Origin of the sequence: Desulforhabdus sp. TSK, assembly GCF_022836495.1 — a bacterium.
Classification (GTDB): domain Bacteria; phylum Desulfobacterota; class Syntrophobacteria; order Syntrophobacterales; family Syntrophobacteraceae; genus Desulforhabdus.
In genome coordinates this window covers 20,152-34,971 of the sequence record NZ_BQXM01000008.1, presented here as the reverse complement: position 1 = coordinate 34,971, position 14,820 = coordinate 20,152, and the positions used below count along the sequence as shown (strand labels likewise).

14 protein-coding genes are annotated in these 14,820 nt (G+C 57.8%); 2 read left to right on the top strand and 12 right to left on the bottom strand.

The features are described 5' to 3' along the window. Positions 1-783: an MBL fold metallo-hydrolase gene (locus MWC30_RS06555; protein ID WP_244083362.1), complete on the top strand. Its 783-nt coding sequence runs from the start codon at positions 1-3 to the stop codon at positions 781-783. Between the two features lie 159 nt (positions 784-942). Here the strand turns inward: MWC30_RS06555 and secF are convergent, their stop codons facing one another. The 3 genes from secF to yajC form a co-directional block, all read right to left on the bottom strand. Further along, positions 943-2,007: a protein translocase subunit SecF gene (gene secF, locus MWC30_RS06550; RefSeq protein WP_244083361.1), complete on the bottom strand. Its 1,065-nt coding sequence runs from the start codon at positions 2,005-2,007 to the stop codon at positions 943-945. A 26-nt stretch (positions 2,008-2,033) separates the two neighbouring features. After that, complete coding sequence (gene secD, locus MWC30_RS06545) at positions 2,034-3,632, bottom strand: protein translocase subunit SecD (RefSeq protein WP_244083360.1); 1,599 nt, start codon at positions 3,630-3,632, stop codon at positions 2,034-2,036. 244 nt (positions 3,633-3,876) lie between these two features. After that, complete coding sequence (yajC, locus tag MWC30_RS06540) at positions 3,877-4,218, bottom strand: preprotein translocase subunit YajC (RefSeq protein WP_244083359.1); 342 nt, start codon at positions 4,216-4,218, stop codon at positions 3,877-3,879. Positions 4,219-4,458: 240 nt separating this feature from the next. Here yajC and cysQ point away from each other — a divergent pair, with 240 nt between their 5' ends. Continuing rightward, entirely contained in the window at positions 4,459-5,298 is an 840-nt protein-coding gene (cysQ, locus tag MWC30_RS06535; protein WP_244083358.1) for a 3'(2'),5'-bisphosphate nucleotidase CysQ, read from the top strand. Positions 5,299-5,369: 71 nt separating this feature from the next. Here cysQ and MWC30_RS06530 read toward each other — a convergent pair whose 3' ends face one another. The 9 genes from MWC30_RS06530 to MWC30_RS06490 all read right to left on the bottom strand — a co-directional run bounded on the left by MWC30_RS06530 (position 5,370) and on the right by MWC30_RS06490 (position 14,746). Beyond that, the gene (locus MWC30_RS06530; RefSeq protein ID WP_244083357.1) at positions 5,370-6,356 is read right to left on the bottom strand and encodes a ComF family protein; all 987 of its coding nucleotides are present in this window, start codon (positions 6,354-6,356) and stop codon (positions 5,370-5,372) included. Between the two features lie 273 nt (positions 6,357-6,629). Further along, on the bottom strand, positions 6,630-7,868 hold the full coding sequence (icd, locus tag MWC30_RS06525; protein ID WP_244083356.1) for an isocitrate dehydrogenase (NADP(+)): 1,239 nt from the start codon (positions 7,866-7,868) through the stop codon (positions 6,630-6,632). A gap of 15 nt (positions 7,869-7,883) precedes the next feature. Beyond that, positions 7,884-8,765 (bottom strand): 50S ribosomal protein L11 methyltransferase, encoded by an 882-nt coding sequence (gene prmA / locus MWC30_RS06520; RefSeq protein WP_244083355.1) that lies wholly within the window; start codon positions 8,763-8,765, stop codon positions 7,884-7,886. A gap of 207 nt (positions 8,766-8,972) precedes the next feature. After that, on the bottom strand, positions 8,973-10,199 hold the full coding sequence (locus tag MWC30_RS06515) for a pyridoxal phosphate-dependent aminotransferase (protein ID WP_244083354.1): 1,227 nt from the start codon (positions 10,197-10,199) through the stop codon (positions 8,973-8,975). 96 nt (positions 10,200-10,295) lie between these two features. Next, entirely contained in the window at positions 10,296-11,705 is a 1,410-nt protein-coding gene (locus MWC30_RS06510; protein WP_244083353.1) for an FAD-binding oxidoreductase, read from the bottom strand. Further along, positions 11,695-12,369 carry an amino acid ABC transporter permease gene (locus tag MWC30_RS06505; protein WP_244083352.1) on the bottom strand — a complete coding sequence of 225 codons (675 nt, stop codon included), beginning with the start codon at positions 12,367-12,369 and terminating at the stop codon, positions 11,695-11,697. Before MWC30_RS06505 ends, MWC30_RS06510 begins: the two co-directional genes overlap by 11 nt. Positions 12,370-12,375: 6 nt before the next feature. Beyond that, entirely contained in the window at positions 12,376-13,137 is a 762-nt protein-coding gene (locus MWC30_RS06500) for an amino acid ABC transporter ATP-binding protein (protein ID WP_244083351.1), read from the bottom strand. Positions 13,138-13,156: 19 nt separating this feature from the next. Continuing rightward, on the bottom strand, positions 13,157-13,825 hold the full coding sequence (locus MWC30_RS06495; protein ID WP_368860811.1) for an amino acid ABC transporter permease: 669 nt from the start codon (positions 13,823-13,825) through the stop codon (positions 13,157-13,159). Positions 13,826-13,978: 153 nt separating this feature from the next. Next, a complete protein-coding gene (locus MWC30_RS06490; protein WP_244083349.1) occupies positions 13,979-14,746 on the bottom strand; it encodes an ABC transporter substrate-binding protein in 768 nt (255 codons plus the stop codon). Positions 14,747-14,820: the final 74 nt, after the last annotated feature.

The following is a 14,820-nucleotide window of genomic DNA, read 5'->3' as shown; positions in this document are numbered from 1 at the left end:
ATGTCTCTATTTTTCCAGGTACTCGCCAGCGGATCCAAGGGAAATGCCATCCTGGTCTGCAGCTCCAGGACGCAGGTGCTGTTCGATGCGGGCTTGAGCGGGAGAGAACTGAGTCGGCGCCTGGAAAAAACTCCCTTGAACGGTCACAGACTCGATGGTCTGGTCCTGAGCCACGAGCACCAGGATCACACGCGCGGCGCCGGCGTCATCAGCCGCCGCTTCGATCTCCCCGTCTACCTCACGCGGGGCACCCTGGAAAACCTGGCTCCTCCCGTCGGGCAGCTGGCCCACGCTCACATTTTTCAAACGGGGGCTTCCTTCCTCATCGGGGATTTGGCCATCCATCCCTTCGCCGTCTCTCACGACGCCTGTGAACCTTCCGGCTTCGTCATCCAGCAGGGCAACATGCGCATGGCCATCTGCACAGACCTGGGAGTGGCCACTCAGCTCGTCAAGACACGACTCCAGGGCTGTCGGGCTCTCGTCCTGGAATCCAACCACGACGTGGGCCGCCTCATGGAGGGTCCCTACCCCTGGCACTTGAAGCAGCGCATCCGCAGCCGCCACGGCCATCTTTCCAATGACGACACCATCGCTCTGCTTCGGGAGCTGCACCATGAAGGCCTCCGGTCCATCCTCCTCGCCCACTTGAGCGAAGTCAACAACCATCCCGAGCTGGTCCGAAAAAGCGTTCAAGAATTGCAGCACTGCGAGGAATGGGCGGACGTGCGCTTTGAAATCGGGAGGCAGGACGCCGTCTCCCCCGGAATTGAGGTAGACTGATTTCCCCTAATTACCCCTGAAGCCACCTCAAAGACGTTGAAGCCCAAGGCCCCGAAAATGCGAACGCTGACTTACACTGAACCTTCTCATCTTTCCTGAGTTTTTGTCAGCATAAGTCAGCGTTTTTCAGCCTCTCGATGTCTTCACAGCCAGATCAAATCAGGCGCCGGCACTCTTGGGCGCGAGCTTTTTCTTTTTGAACTCCTCGAAAATAATGAGAAGAGGGCTGGCCACATAAACGGTGGAGTATGTCCCGGCAACAAGACCCACCAGCAGAGCGAAGGAAAAGTCGTGAATGACGGTTCCTCCCAGAAAAAAGAGGCATGCTGTCACCACAAACACCGTTCCCGACGTCAGAATGGTTCGGCTCAGAGTCTGGTTGACACTGGTATTGATCACTTCCTTGAGATCCACTTTCCGACTTTTCTTGAGATTCTCCCGGATGCGGTCATAAATGACGATGGTGTCGTTGAGGGAAAAGCCCACGAGGGTCAGGACGGCAGCCAGCACTTCCAGGGAGAATTCCTTGTTGGTGATGGCGAAGGCGCCCACCGTGATGAGGACGTCGTGTACGAGGGAGAGTACCGCGCCTATGGCATAGGGGAGGTTGAGAAACCAGCAGAGAACGAGCGTTACCAGGAGGGCTCCCACAATGAGATAGAGCGCCGGCATACCCAGGGCTTCCAGGAGATACACCCCGATCACCAGGACCGCCACCATGACGCCGCTGCTCCCCCACTTGAATTCAAATCTCCCTGAAATATAGATGGAAATGAGGAGGAGTGAATAGTAAATGGCAAAAAGCGCTTTCTGCCGCAAATCATGCCCGACCTTCGGACCCACCATTTCCACGCGCCGCACGACCACCTGACCTTCACCGAAGCTTTTTTCCAGGGATTCCTGCACGACCTGGGAAAGGCTCTGGACCTCCGAGGTCATGGCCTCCGTGCGCAGCAGGTATTCATTTTCTCTTTCAGCTCCGATCTGCTGCACGGTGCTTTGAGCAATGATGCCTTTCAGCGCCTCACGGATCTGGTCGGGAGTCGTCGGATTTTTGAACTGAACCTGAATCAGTGTTCCGCCGGCAAAATCGACGCCGAGGTTGAGGCCTCCACGCCAAAGGAGTGCACCCAATCCCAACAGAATAAAGATCCAGGACAGCACAAAGGCCTTATAACGAAATCCTACAAAATTGATGTTGAGGTCCTGTCTGATCAATTCCATGCCTTATACTCCTTGGTCCCGGGAGGCTAAATGCTCAGGGTGCGCATGCGCCGTTCAGTCAAGAAATAGTCGAAAATAACGCGCGTCACGATGATGGCTGTATAGAGGTTTGCCACAAGGCCGATGGTGAGAGTCACCGCAAACCCGCGAATCGGCCCGGTTCCAAACTGAAAGAGCACCAGAGCCGCAATGAGGGTCGTGACGTTGGAGTCGATGATGGTCACAGTCGCCCGATCGTATCCCGCATCCAGAGCAGCTCGGGGCGTTTTGCCCAGCTTCAGCTCTTCCCGAATGCGCTCATAAATGAGCACGTTGGCATCCACAGCCATACCGATGGTAAGCGCGATACCCGCGATACCCGGCAGAGTCAGGGTCGCACCAAAGGCGGCCAGTCCGGAAAAGATCAAAAGAATGTTCATCAGAAGGGCCACATCGGCTACGACACCGGAGAGCTTGTAGTACACGACCATGAAAACAATGATGGCAAGTCCGCCCACGAAGCACGCAAGCAGACCTTTTTGAATGGAGTCCTGCCCCAAAGACGGACCCACAGTCCGCTGTTCCAATACCTTGACCGGGGCAGGCAGAGCTCCGGCCCGCAGTACGATGGCCAGATCCCGAGCCTGCTCCATGGTGAAAGAGCCTGTGATGCTGGCCCGCCCGCCACTGATCTTATCCTGAATGACGGGTGCGGAGGAAACGACACCGTCCAGCACGATGGCCAGCTGCTTCTTCACATTGGCTTCGGTGATGCGCTCAAAGATGCGCCCCCCCTGCTGGTCGAATTCCAGCGCAACATAGGGGGTATTGTACTGATGGTCGATCTGAACCTGGGCGTTCGTGATGTATTCGCCCGTCATGAGGGTCCGGTCCTTGAGAGCGATCTGGGTGGTAGTCGTCTGCCCCGTCGTCCGGTCTTCGTGCTTCATGGGATAGATTTTGACACCTGCGGGGACTTTGCCGTCCTTGATGTCTTGAGGCGTAACACCCTCGGCAACCAGCTTGAATTCCAGGAGGGCCGTTTTGCCGATGAGAGCGACGGCGCGCTGAGCATCTTTCACACCCGGAAGCTGGATCTGAATCCGATCTTCTCCCTCGGCTCGAATATCGGGCTCGGTCACGCCAAACTGATCGATGCGGTTCCGGATGGTTTCCAGTCCCTGAGCGACAGCCAGCTTCTTGATGTGGTCCACTTCCGCCGCCTTCATGCCCAACAGCACCTTCATCCCTTCAGGACCGGTCTCCCCGCTTCTCCACTCCAGGGAGGGGAAGCTCTTGTCCAGGAGGTCCTTCAATTGGGTCTGCTGCTCCGCTCCAGGCAACTGGACCTCGATGGTGTGACCTTTACCCCTCGCAATCTGCGTGAATGGAATACGACTATCACGAAGATTTTCCTTGAGATCCTCCGTGAGGCGTTCCAGGGTGTTCTCCACAGCTTTTTCCGATTCCACTTCCAGAACCAGATGCATCCCGCCCTGGAGGTCCAGACCGAGATGGATTGTGTCCTTGGGAAGTATCTTGGTCCACCAGGAAGGCAAACCCGAGCTCAGGGTGGGCACAAGATAGATGATTCCCACCACCAGGATTGCGACCACCAGCAATGCACGCCATTGAAGACTTTTCAAATCGACTCCCTCCAAAAGCTCTTAGAGCCCCCCCCCCACATTTCCGCACTCTTGAACCCGAGGCAAACGTCCCTTCATTTCAAAACAGCTTATGTTCGTTCGATGGATGAAGGCGCAGGTGTTCTCACGGATGTTCTCAGGAAGGCTCTCTTGTGAGTCCTACTCGACGGAGAGGGAGCAGTGCCGGCCTTGCGGGCGGCAGCCCCCGTACCCTTGAATATGCTGTTCGAGCGAGGAACCGGGTTTACTCGACGGGCTCACCCTTGCCGAGTACCGAGGCAATATACCCTCGCTGGACCTTGACGCGCACCTTGTCAGCAATCTCGACAGTCACGACCGTGTCGGTCAGGCCGGTGACCTTTCCCTGCAATCCCCCTTGAGTGAGCACCAGATCGCCTTTTTGCAGAGAGGAAAGCATGGTACGATGTTCCTTTTGCTTCTTTTGCTGAGGCCGAATGAGCAGAAAATAAAAGATGACGACCATGATGAGCAGCGGCGCGAAAGCAGCAATACCGCCCCCAGCCCCCCCACTTGCTCCACCCTGTCCCATCGTCCCCATAGCGTGTGCAACACTCACCCAATCCATGCATTCCTCCATCAGAAATGTTCGACAAAATGAAACAATGAAAACGTAATTTCCAACACCAGAGGCATCGCCCCGAAAGGGGATCGTCTCAACCAGAGCAGTTTCCCCTTTTATTCGAACAAAAACTCATATAAACGACATTCCCAAAGGTTTGTCAACGATCTAAAATAATCTAAAGGTGATTCACCCTCGAGTTCTCTACCGGTTGGGCGTGAGCCCATCGTACGGAAAGGAAGAGCTTTGGACCTCGATTTCCTTGTCTATTTGGCCCGTAAAGCAGGGGAGGTGATCCTCCAAGTCTACAGGACGGAATTCGACGTCCACACGAAAGAGGACCATTCACCCCTGACACTCGCCGACACCCGATCCCATGAAGTCATCCTGTCGGGGCTGCAATCCCACTACCCGGATATTCCCATCCTTTCCGAAGAGGGCCGGGAGATCCCCTACGAGGTAAGGAAGCAATGGCCGCGATTCTGGTGCGTGGATCCTCTGGACGGGACAAAAGAATTTGTGAAGCGCGGGGGCGAGTTCACCGTCAATATTGCCCTGGTGGAAGGAACCGTTCCTGTTGTGGGAGTCATTTACGTACCACTGACGGATGTGGTCTACCTTGCCGACGTTCGAACCGGCTGCTGGGAATTGCTGCGAGACGGAGTGAGGAGACTGCTGCATTTCCAGCGCCCTCCCGCCGGAGCCCCTGTGCGCGTTCTCCTGAGCCGCAGCCACCCTTCGCCGCATCTGGATAAAGTTTTGGAAGCCCTGCATGCCGTCGAGCCCATCAAGCGGGGAAGTGCTCTCAAGTTCTGCGCCCTGGCTGCGGGGGAAGCCGATTTCTATCCCCGCACCGGTCCGACTTCTGAATGGGATACGGCGGCGGGACAGGCCATCGTCACGGCTGCCGGCGGCGTCATGGTGGATTTCCAGGGAAAGCTGTTCCAGTACAACAAACCGTCCCTCATCAATGGCCCGTTCCTAGCCGCCTGCAGCATGGAATGGCTCCAGGAGAGTGGGATTCTTGAGAAAACCGCCTCCATGGCATTTCAGCCAAGAGACAACAAACCGGCATCCATAACTTGAGGTAGGGTGCATTTTATGCACCCTGCGTACGGAAGAAATGCTTGTGTCAACGAGGGTGCGTAAAACGCACCCTACGCAAGAACCCTCTTCGCCGCAGTGTCCCAAGCCTGCTCACCCGAACCGCTGTCATGCTGCCGCACATCGGGCAACGCCCGTGAGACCGTCAAGGCATGCACGGACGCCGCACCGCTCTCTTTGAGAACCTTCGCACATTCACTGAGGGTCGTGCCGGTGGTGAACACATCGTCCACAAGGAGAATTTTCCGGCCTTCCAGTTCATGCGGCCGGGACACCCCGAATGCCCCCCGGACGTTCTGCAGCCTCTGAGTGCGGTGGAGACGGGTCTGGGGCTGGGTCCTGTGTTTTCGAAGGAGAAGGTCATACTGCACGGGAAGTTCCAAGCGGCGAGCCAGGGCCTTCGCCAGAAGCCCGGCCTGATTGAACCCCCTCTCGCGAAGGCGGTGGACATGAAGAGGAACGGGCAGCACCAGATCGATCCGGGAAAGGCATTCCTGCTCCAGCGCCTGAAGGAGGAGCACCACGAGGGGCGGAACCCAGTGCAGCTGAGCGCCGAACTTCAGCTGGTGAATGCGGCGTCGAACGACACCGGCATGCTGGACCGCCGACCGCGCCGTATCGAATGAAAAAGCATCCAGGAGGCATTCCCCGCACAGGTGGTCGGGCGACGAAGGGCTTTTGAGAAATGGGCGCCCGCACTGAGGGCAGAGGGGGGAGCGTATCCATGACAGAGCGTCGCGGCAGTCTTCGCACCAAAACCCTTCATGGTGCGGCAGCCATTTCTCTCCACACCCCGCGCACATCCTCGGCAGACACAGGTCCAGTAAAGCGTTTCCCAGGCCCCTGAGCGGCTCTCCAAAAATTGTCCTTTCCAGTCGCCGGGGAGAAGTCTCAGGGACCGAAGCAGCGTCGTTGGGAAGATCTCTCCGTCCGCTCCGCTTCATCCGAAATGAGGCAACGCCATTTTTCAGACGGCCCGTGAGCCTTCGGGCCCATCCTCCCCTGACAGCGCGTTTTTCGTGCGGATGGCCGGTTCCCATGGCTTCTTTCTTCCCTTCAGACCTCCGTAACTATCTGGAAATTCATACACTCGTCATTCCGGCGGTCTTTAAGCCGGAGTCCACCCCGGCAAAAAACCCTGATTCCGGCTTAAAGACTGCCGGAATGACGCAACCAGGAGCACGCTCAGAGTGATTGACTCATTTTTCAGACAGCTTTTCAGGTAAGACACCCTTACAGGTACTGCCTGTCCCGTCGTCATTCCCACAGTCGGTCAAGATACGGAGAAACGAAACATTTCACCCCTCCTGTTCTCATCCTCCCATGCGGTCGATGATGGCCCGGCCGAATTCCGAGCACCGGACTTCCCTGGCCCCTTCCATCTGGCGGGCCAGGTCGTAGGTCACCACACCGGACTGGATGGTGGCTGCCAGGGCCTGTTCCATGAGCCGCGCCGCTTCTCCCCATCCGAGGTATTCCAGCATCATGGCACCCGAGAGGATCAGGGAGCCGGGATTGATTTTGTCCAGCCCCGCGTACTTGGGGGCTGTCCCGTGGGTCGCTTCAAACATCGCGCACTGGTCGCCGATATTGGCGCCGGGGGCCATCCCCAGGCCGCCCACCTGGGCGGCCAGGGCGTCCGAGAGATAATCCCCGTTGAGGTTGGGCGTCGCCAGGACCTGGTATTCAGAAGGGCGCAGAAGGGCCTGCTGAAACATGGAGTCGGCAATACGGTCCTTGATCACCACACGCCCTTCGGGGGCTTTCCCCTGGTACTTTTCCGCCACTTCGGCTTCCGTCACGGTCTCGGCGGCAAACTCGGATGCAGCCAGCTCATACCCCCACTTCCTGAAGGCCCCCTCGGTATACTTCATGATGTTTCCCTTGTGCACGAGGGTCACGGAGGCCAATTTCCGGTCGAGGGCATAGCGAATGGCGCGCCGCACCAGGCGCTGCGTGCCCGCACGGCTCATGGGCTTGATCCCGATCCCGGGCTCGTCGGGAAGCTTCACACCGAATTCTTTTTCGAGGAATCCCTTGAGGCGGAGGGCTTCGGGTGATCCCGCAGACCACTCGATCCCCGCATAGACGTCTTCCGTGTTTTCCCGGAAAACAACCATATTGACCCGCTCGGGATTTTTCATGGGCGAGGGGACTCCCGGAAAATAGCGGACGGGGCGCACGCAGGCGTAGAGATCCAGAACCTGCCGCAGCGTCACGTTGAGGCTCCTCAGTCCCTCTCCCACCGGTGTCGTGAGAGGCCCTTTGATGGCCACGACACATTGGCGAATGTCTTCCAGGGTCTTTTCCGGAAGCCACTCTCCCGTCTCTTTCAGAGCCTTTTCGCCGGCCATGAGCTCGAACCAGTGAATCTTCCTGGCCCCGCCGTATGCCCTGGCGACGGCGGCATCCATGACGGCGCTGGACGCGGCCCATATGTCAGGTCCCACCCCATCCCCTTCGATGTATCCGACGTTGGGGTCGGAAGGTACCCGCAGAGTCAAATCCTTTTCCAACGTAATCCACGTCCCCGTCACTTCCTGTTTCACCATGCTGCTGCATCCTTTCTATGATTCAAAAGCCAGGAGGCACCATTCCCCAGCGGTCCGGGTCTCGACACATCTCAACCCCAGGCTTTCGTAGGCCGTTCGCACCTCTTCCTGCTGATCCAGTAAAATGCCGCTCAATCCCAGCCGGCCCGAAGGCGCCAGCCGACGCACCATGTCGGGAGCCATGTTCACGAGGGGAATGGACTGAATGTTGGCAATCATGACTGCATAGCGGTCGGAGATTTCCCCGACAGTGGCCTCGCGCAGCTCGACCCTGGACGAAAGGCGGTTCAATTCCAGATTCTCCAGTGCGACCTCGATGGCTTCGGGGTCATTGTCGATTCCCAAGATGGGTTGAAAGCCCAGAAGCGCCGCCGCCATGCAGAGAATCCCCGATCCCGTTCCCACGTCCAGGAGCGACGCCTGGCCCTGCAGACGGCCACTCGCCTGCAGCGCTCCGAAGCAGTCCTCCAGCCACTCCAGGCAGAGGCGCGTCGTCTCGTGATGGCCCGTCCCGAAAGCGCGGCCCGGGTCCATGGAAATCACCCGATCGTCGGGTCCGGCGTTGCACTCCTCCCAGGAAGGGCAAACGAGAAAATGCCTTCCCACTCGCAGGGGCTTGAAATGGTCCTTCCAACGGTCCGCCCAGTCGTCATCGAGGAGGAGAGACGTTCGGCAGACCGGGTCGGAGTCCAGGGAATGGGATGCTTTGATATACTGAAAAATCCTCTGGAGCTCCTTTTCATGCGCGTCAGAGAGAGCGCTCCCTTCCAGGTAAAAGCGAATCCCTCTGTCGATAAATTCCACACTCACGCCGAAGGCTTCGGCCACTTCCGCGGCCAGGTCGTCCTGAACGTTCGCGTCACATTCTATTTCGGTGCAAACCCACTGTTTGTTCATCGTCATCCTTGGGAAAAAAAGTGCCGAGGCGGTAGAATGTTCTGGCAAACCAACCACGAAGAGCACGAAGGACACAAAGAAAGGATGGCACGAAAAAGTCCATACGAATGATCCAATGTTTCGTTTTGTAGGAGCGGCATCCTGCCGCGACTCGCTCACCATCGCGGCAGGATGCCGCTCCTACAACGTCTTCGTGCCCTCAGGCGTTCAACCGCCGAACGGCTGCCCTTCCAGCCATTGTTTCATGCGATGAAACGCCTCTTCGATTTCCGCCTCGGTGCCGCCGAAAGAAATGCGCAGGTGATGCTCCCCCGTGGGGCCGAAGGCCGCTCCCGGAATGGTGATCACGCGGGCTTCATGGAGCAGGCGCAGGGCGTACGTCATGGAATCCACACCGGGCGCCTTGGTGCCCATCATGAGGTAGTACGCCCCCTGCGGCCTCACGTAGTCGAAAAATTCCGACAAATCATCGAGACGGTCACAGGCCAAATCCCGACGGCTCTGCAGCACGGTCCGGATTTGCGCCACGCAGTCCTGAGGACCCTCGAGGGCTGCCAGCGCCGCATATTGCGAAAGGGCCGGCGCGCAGATGGCCACGGCGTCATGGATCTTCATGATCTGATCCAGCAATCCCTCCGAGCAGTAGACATACCCCACGCGCCAGCCGGTCATAGCATATTTCTTGGAAAAGCTGAACGTGGCAATGATCCGGTCGCGCAGTTCAGGAAGGGATGCCAGGCTGAAATGTGACTGGCCGTCGTAAACCAGAAAATCATAGGTCTCGTCGGAAATGACGAAGAAATCGTGCTCCACCGCCAGTTGAGCGATCTGCCGCAGATCTTCTCGGGCGAAATTGGCCCCCGTGGGATTGTGGGGGTTGCAGAGCACGATGGCTTTCGTCCTGGGAGTGACGGCCCGGCGGATGCCCTCCACATCCAGCCCCCAATCGGCCGTGTGCAGCGGGACGAATACGGGCACCCCCTCCGCCAGGAGAACCTGCTCGATGTGAGAGGCATAATTGGGCGACGGGAGGATCACCTCGTCTCCCCGCTCCACAACGGTCAGCATGGCCGCCGAAAGCGCCTCCATGGCCCCCACGGTGATGCAGATCTCCCTGTCGGGATCGGCCGCAATGCCGTTTTGCTCCTCCAGATGCCGTGCCACCGCCTCCCTCAACGCGGGCAGCCCGGGCCCCAATGTGTATTTCCCCGACAGGGGCTCTTCCTTCAGGACCCGGCACACGGCATCCACGATATGCGGAGGCGTGGGGAAAGAGGGAATCCCCTGTCCCAGCGACACGCAGCCCCCGACCCTGTTGGCGATGAGGGGCATTTCCTTGATGGCCGAGATATTGATCTGCCTGACTCTCTGACTGATGCCCTCGGTCCGGTATGTCTTTCCCGAAGCCACCAGCGCAGAACGCACGGATGTCATGTAAGCTCCTTGTTTCATTATTCCTAACAGCCCATCACCAACAGCAGAACGTTCACAACTTCACAACAATATCTCGTCTCAGCACTGGAAAGGCTTTCAAAAAATCTTCCCGGGATTCAAAATCAGATGGGGGTCGAAGACTTTTTTGATTTCCCTCTGGATGCGGATGCTTTCCGGGGAGAGCTCAAGGGGCAGATACCGCCTTTTGGCCATCCCAATCCCGTGCTCTCCTGAAATGGTGCCGCCCATGGCCAGGACTCTTTTCAGGATTTCCGTGATCCCTTCTTCCACGCGATCCAACATCCGCCGGTCTTCAGCGGTGATGTTCAAATGGATGTTTCCATCCCCCGCGTGGCCGAAGGAATAGATCTTCATCCCGTAGCGCTGCTCCATCTCGGGGAGGCCCTCCACGAATTCGGCGATGCGTCCGATAGGAACCACGATGTCCTCTGGAATGTAAAGGGGGAAATGACGCTCCACGCGGAGGGACACTTCCTTCCGGACATCCCACATCTGTGAGCGCTTATGGGAATCGGGGGCCAACAGCACGTTCACCGCCTCGCACTCCAGGCAGATTTCGCCGATGGCCTCGATCTCCCGCTGGATGACGTCGGGAACCCCGTCGATTTCCACCAGCAGGAACGCTCCCGATTCCTGGACGCCTTCAAAGGGCAGGCAATCCCCCACCAGTTCGAGGCAATGCCGGTCCATGAATTCCATGGCACAGGGAATATGCCCCTGGCCCAGGACAGAGGCAACCGCCCCCATGGCTGCGGAAAGACGCGGAAAAAGTCCCACCAGCGTGGTGACGGCGGGAGGGTGGGGAATGAGCCTCAAAACGAGCTCCGTGATCACCCCGAGGGTCCCCTCGGACCCTACCAGCAGGTGGGTCAGATCGTACCCCACAACGCCCTTGCGCGTTCGGCATCCCGTGCGGATCAGCTCGCCCGACGGCAGCACGGCCTCCAACCCCAGGACGTAGTCACAGGTAGTGCCATACTTGATGCATGACGGCCCCGCAGCGTTGGTTGCCGCATTCCCTCCCACGGAGCAGGTATCGAGGCTCGCCGGATCGGGTGGGTAAAAAAGGCCTTCCCTCTGGACGGCCTTTTTCAAGTCCATGTTGATGACTCCCGGCTGCACCACGGTGATGAGGTTCTCCCGATCGATGGACAGGATGCGGTTCATCCGGGCCAGAGACAGGACGACTCCTCCGAAGAGGGGAACGGCGCCTCCCGTGAGCCCCGTTCCACTTCCCCGCGGCGTGACGGGAAAATGAAGGGCATTGGCCAATCGCAGCAGGGCCTGCACCTGATGGGCGGAGACCGCCTCCACGACCAGCAGGGGAAGGCCGTTAAATTCCGAAGCATCGTGGCCGAGCTCCCGCAACTCATCGGAATCGTTGACGCAGGCGTCTTCACCCACCGCTTCACAAATGCGGGCGATGGCCTCTTCCGTGAGCGGCTTATAAGCCCCGGCGGAGGGCAGCGAGGAGTCATTTCCCATGATGTTCAAACCCGGGGATGCTGAGGCGACCTTCCAGGTGGTGCAGGAACCAGCCGGCCAGAGAGACCAGCACCAGGTAGAAGGCTCCGACGGCAAGGAAGACTTCGGTATACTTGAAATAATGCGATGCCAGTATCTTCGCCTCACCCGTCATTTCGATGCAGGTCACCATGTAGGCCAGAGAGGAGTACTTGATGAGATAAATGATTTCGTTTCCACACCCCGGCAGGGCTCTCCTCAGCGCCTGGGGCAGAATGACGGACCTGAGCATCTGCCACTTGCTGAACCCCAGCGCCTGAGCGGCCAGCATCTGCCCTTTCTTGATGGAAAGGAGCGCCCCGCGGACATATTCCGATTGGTAGGCGCCGCTGCAGAGGGAAAAACCCACCACGGAGGCGGCAAAGGGTGAAAGGTAGATCCCCACGTGCGGCAGGCCGAAATACCAGAAAAAGAGCTGAACCACCAAAGGAGTTCCCCGAAAAATCGCCACATAGGCGTCCACGAGCTTTCGAAGCCACGTGCTCCCGTAAACCCGCATGGATCCAGCCCAAATCCCGATGCATACCCCCAGAAACGCCGAAGGGAGGATCAGGGAGATACTGACCTTGAATCCCTTCATCAGGGAAGGAAAAACCTGGGATTGAAAGAACTGCCATTCATCCATCGGGAATCAATTGCCCTCTCCGTGGAGGTCATAGATCTTGGAGCAGAATTCCTTCGTGCGTGCGCATTCGGCTGACGAAAGGATCTTGGAGGGAGGTCCCTGCTCCACGATGAGCCCGTCTTCCATGAAGATGATTTCTGTCGCAAACGCACTGGAAAAACTGATCTGGTGCGTTGCCATGATCATGGTCATGCCGTTGGCCACCAGGTTCTTGATGACCGCAAGGACCTCTCCGATGAGCTCCGGGTCCAGGGCGGAGGTCGGTTCGTCCAGAAGCATCACCTTGGGATCCATGGCGAGGGCTCGAGCGATGGACACACGCTGCTTCTGGCCTCCTGAAAGCTGGGCGGGATAGTGGTCGATGTGCTTCCCCAGCCCCACGCGCTCCAGTTCCGCGACAGCCCTTTCCCGCGCACTCTTCTTGTCCATCCCCTTCACGCGCAGCAGAGCGATCTGCACATTCTGCAGGGCGGACAGGTGGTCGAAGAGGTTGAAGTCCTGAAAGATCATCCCCACCTGCTGCCGGTAGCCGTAAAGCTCCCGCTTCCGGTGCGGGTTCACCTTCCTGCCTTCCAGCCAGACATCTCCCCCATCCGGCATCACGAGAAAATTGATGCACTGCAGAAGCGTGCTTTTCCCGCCTCCCGACGGCCCGATGAGGACCTTCAATTCCCCCTTGGAAATGGAAAGGGAGATGCCTTTCAAAATTTCCCTGGCGCGGTATGCTTTTTTGATATCTTCAATTCTCAGAATGGGGTCGTTTTCCATGGATTCCTTTTCAAGCCCTTCATCGCGAATAGCCCCGGATCCTCACCTTGTTCTCCAGGAGCCGAAGCCCACGGGTCCCCGCGTAAGTCAGGATCAGGTAAATCGTACCCGCTGCCAGGTAAAGGGGGAGGTGCTGGTAAGTGCGGGTAGCCACGAAATGCGTGCGGGCCATGATTTCCGCTACACCCAGAGCGTAGGCGACCGCGGAATCCTTCAAGACGATGGAATATTCGTTGGACCACGCCGGAATGGAGAGGCGCAGGGCCTGGGGCAGGATGATGAACCAGACCGCTTTGGCATCGCTCATCCCCAAGGCGCGTGCTGCTTTCAACTGCCCCGCCGGCAGGGAAGCGATCGCACCGCGAAAGATCTGAGACTGGTAAGCCGCGCTGATGAGCCCCAGGACCGCAACGGACACTGTAAAAGCCGAAAGGTTGATGTCCAGAAGGGAACAGAATCCGAAATAGAAGAGGAACAGGAGCACCAGGAGGGGGACGCCCCGGAAAAACCACACATAAATGCGGACTGCGACCCGGACCGGAGGAGAGCCGTACACCTGCCCCAGAGCCAGGGGAATGCCCATGGCGAGGCCGAAGCCCATGGCGCCCAGCACGATGCCGATGGTGACGAAGGACCCTTGCAGGATATAGGGCAGGGCTTGGAATACGGCGATCAATCCTTCAGGCATCATGCAGTGGAATTCCCTCGCATTTCGACATGGAAACCGGGTCCTCCCGAAAGTCAAAAAAACCGGCAAGCTTCAGGGAGCACCCTTCATTCTTGCCGGGACCGGTTCTTTAGAGCGACTGCCCCAGTGACAATCCACTCACGGGGGAGACAATTACTTCTTCAAACCGTATTTGACCTGGAGCTTTTCCCATTCAGGGGATGCCATGATCTTCTTCAGGCCTTCGTTGAGCTTGTTCAAGAGCTCCGTGTCTTCCTTGCGCACGGCGTAACCAAAATCCTCTTCAGCCATGCCAAAGCCGCCGATGATCTTTACCGCCTTCTTGCTGACGGCATCCTTGGCGGGAGCGTCATCCATGGCTGCAGCAACGATGCGGCCGTTGATCACGTCCTCGACGGCAAGGGGGGCGGAATCATAGTAGACCAGCTCGAACTTTTTTCCTTCTTTCTTGATGAGATTGTCCTCGATCCACTTGGCTTCCGTCGTCCCCCGCTGAACACCGATTTTCTTGCCCTCACCCAGAGCGGCTTCGGGAGTCAAATTCGAATCCGCCTTGGCGACCAGCACCTGAGCGATCTTCCAGTACGGCAGCGTGAAATTGACTTCCTGCCTGCGGGCGTCCGTGATGCTCATGCCGGAAGCGATCATATCGATCTTCTTGGCCTTGAGACTTGGAATGATGCCGTCCCAATCCATGGGGGTGTGCTTGATCTTGAATCCCATTTCGTTGGCGATCCAGTCCATGACCGCCACATCGAATCCGTCGGGCTTGCCCGTCTTGTCCACAAAGGCAAAGGGAGGAAAATTGGCATCGATCCCGTTGATGAGCACTTTGTCCTCGGCCAGGCATGAGCCCGCAGGAATCACCATCATGAATGCAAAAACCAGGGCAGCACCTGCCAAAATCTTCCTTACCGTCATCGACCTCTCCTTTTTTATAACGGTTACACAAATCTATACAGCCAATACTCGTTCAATCTTTGCCGGATTTTAAA

Excerpts from the sequence above, each read along its gene's own strand:
- MWC30_RS06555 (WP_244083362.1), top strand. The coding sequence starts at position 1 with ATGTCTCTATTTTTCCAGGTACTCGCCAGCGGATCCAAGGGAAATGCC.
- secF (WP_244083361.1), bottom strand. The coding sequence starts at position 2,007 with ATGGAATTGATCAGACAGGACCTCAACATCAATTTTGTAGGATTTCGT.
- yajC (WP_244083359.1), bottom strand. The coding sequence starts at position 4,218 with ATGGATTGGGTGAGTGTTGCACACGCTATGGGGACGATGGGACAGGGT.
- MWC30_RS06530 (WP_244083357.1), bottom strand. The coding sequence starts at position 6,356 with ATGGGAACCGGCCATCCGCACGAAAAACGCGCTGTCAGGGGAGGATGG.
- icd (WP_244083356.1), bottom strand. The coding sequence starts at position 7,868 with ATGGTGAAACAGGAAGTGACGGGGACGTGGATTACGTTGGAAAAGGAT.
- prmA (WP_244083355.1), bottom strand. The coding sequence starts at position 8,765 with ATGAACAAACAGTGGGTTTGCACCGAAATAGAATGTGACGCGAACGTT.
- MWC30_RS06515 (WP_244083354.1), bottom strand. The coding sequence starts at position 10,199 with ATGACATCCGTGCGTTCTGCGCTGGTGGCTTCGGGAAAGACATACCGG.
- MWC30_RS06510 (WP_244083353.1), bottom strand. The coding sequence starts at position 11,705 with ATGGGAAATGACTCCTCGCTGCCCTCCGCCGGGGCTTATAAGCCGCTC.
- MWC30_RS06505 (WP_244083352.1), bottom strand. The coding sequence starts at position 12,369 with ATGGATGAATGGCAGTTCTTTCAATCCCAGGTTTTTCCTTCCCTGATG.
- MWC30_RS06500 (WP_244083351.1), bottom strand. The coding sequence starts at position 13,137 with ATGGAAAACGACCCCATTCTGAGAATTGAAGATATCAAAAAAGCATAC.
- MWC30_RS06495 (WP_368860811.1), bottom strand. The coding sequence starts at position 13,825 with ATGCCTGAAGGATTGATCGCCGTATTCCAAGCCCTGCCCTATATCCTG.
- MWC30_RS06490 (WP_244083349.1), bottom strand. The coding sequence starts at position 14,746 with ATGACGGTAAGGAAGATTTTGGCAGGTGCTGCCCTGGTTTTTGCATTC.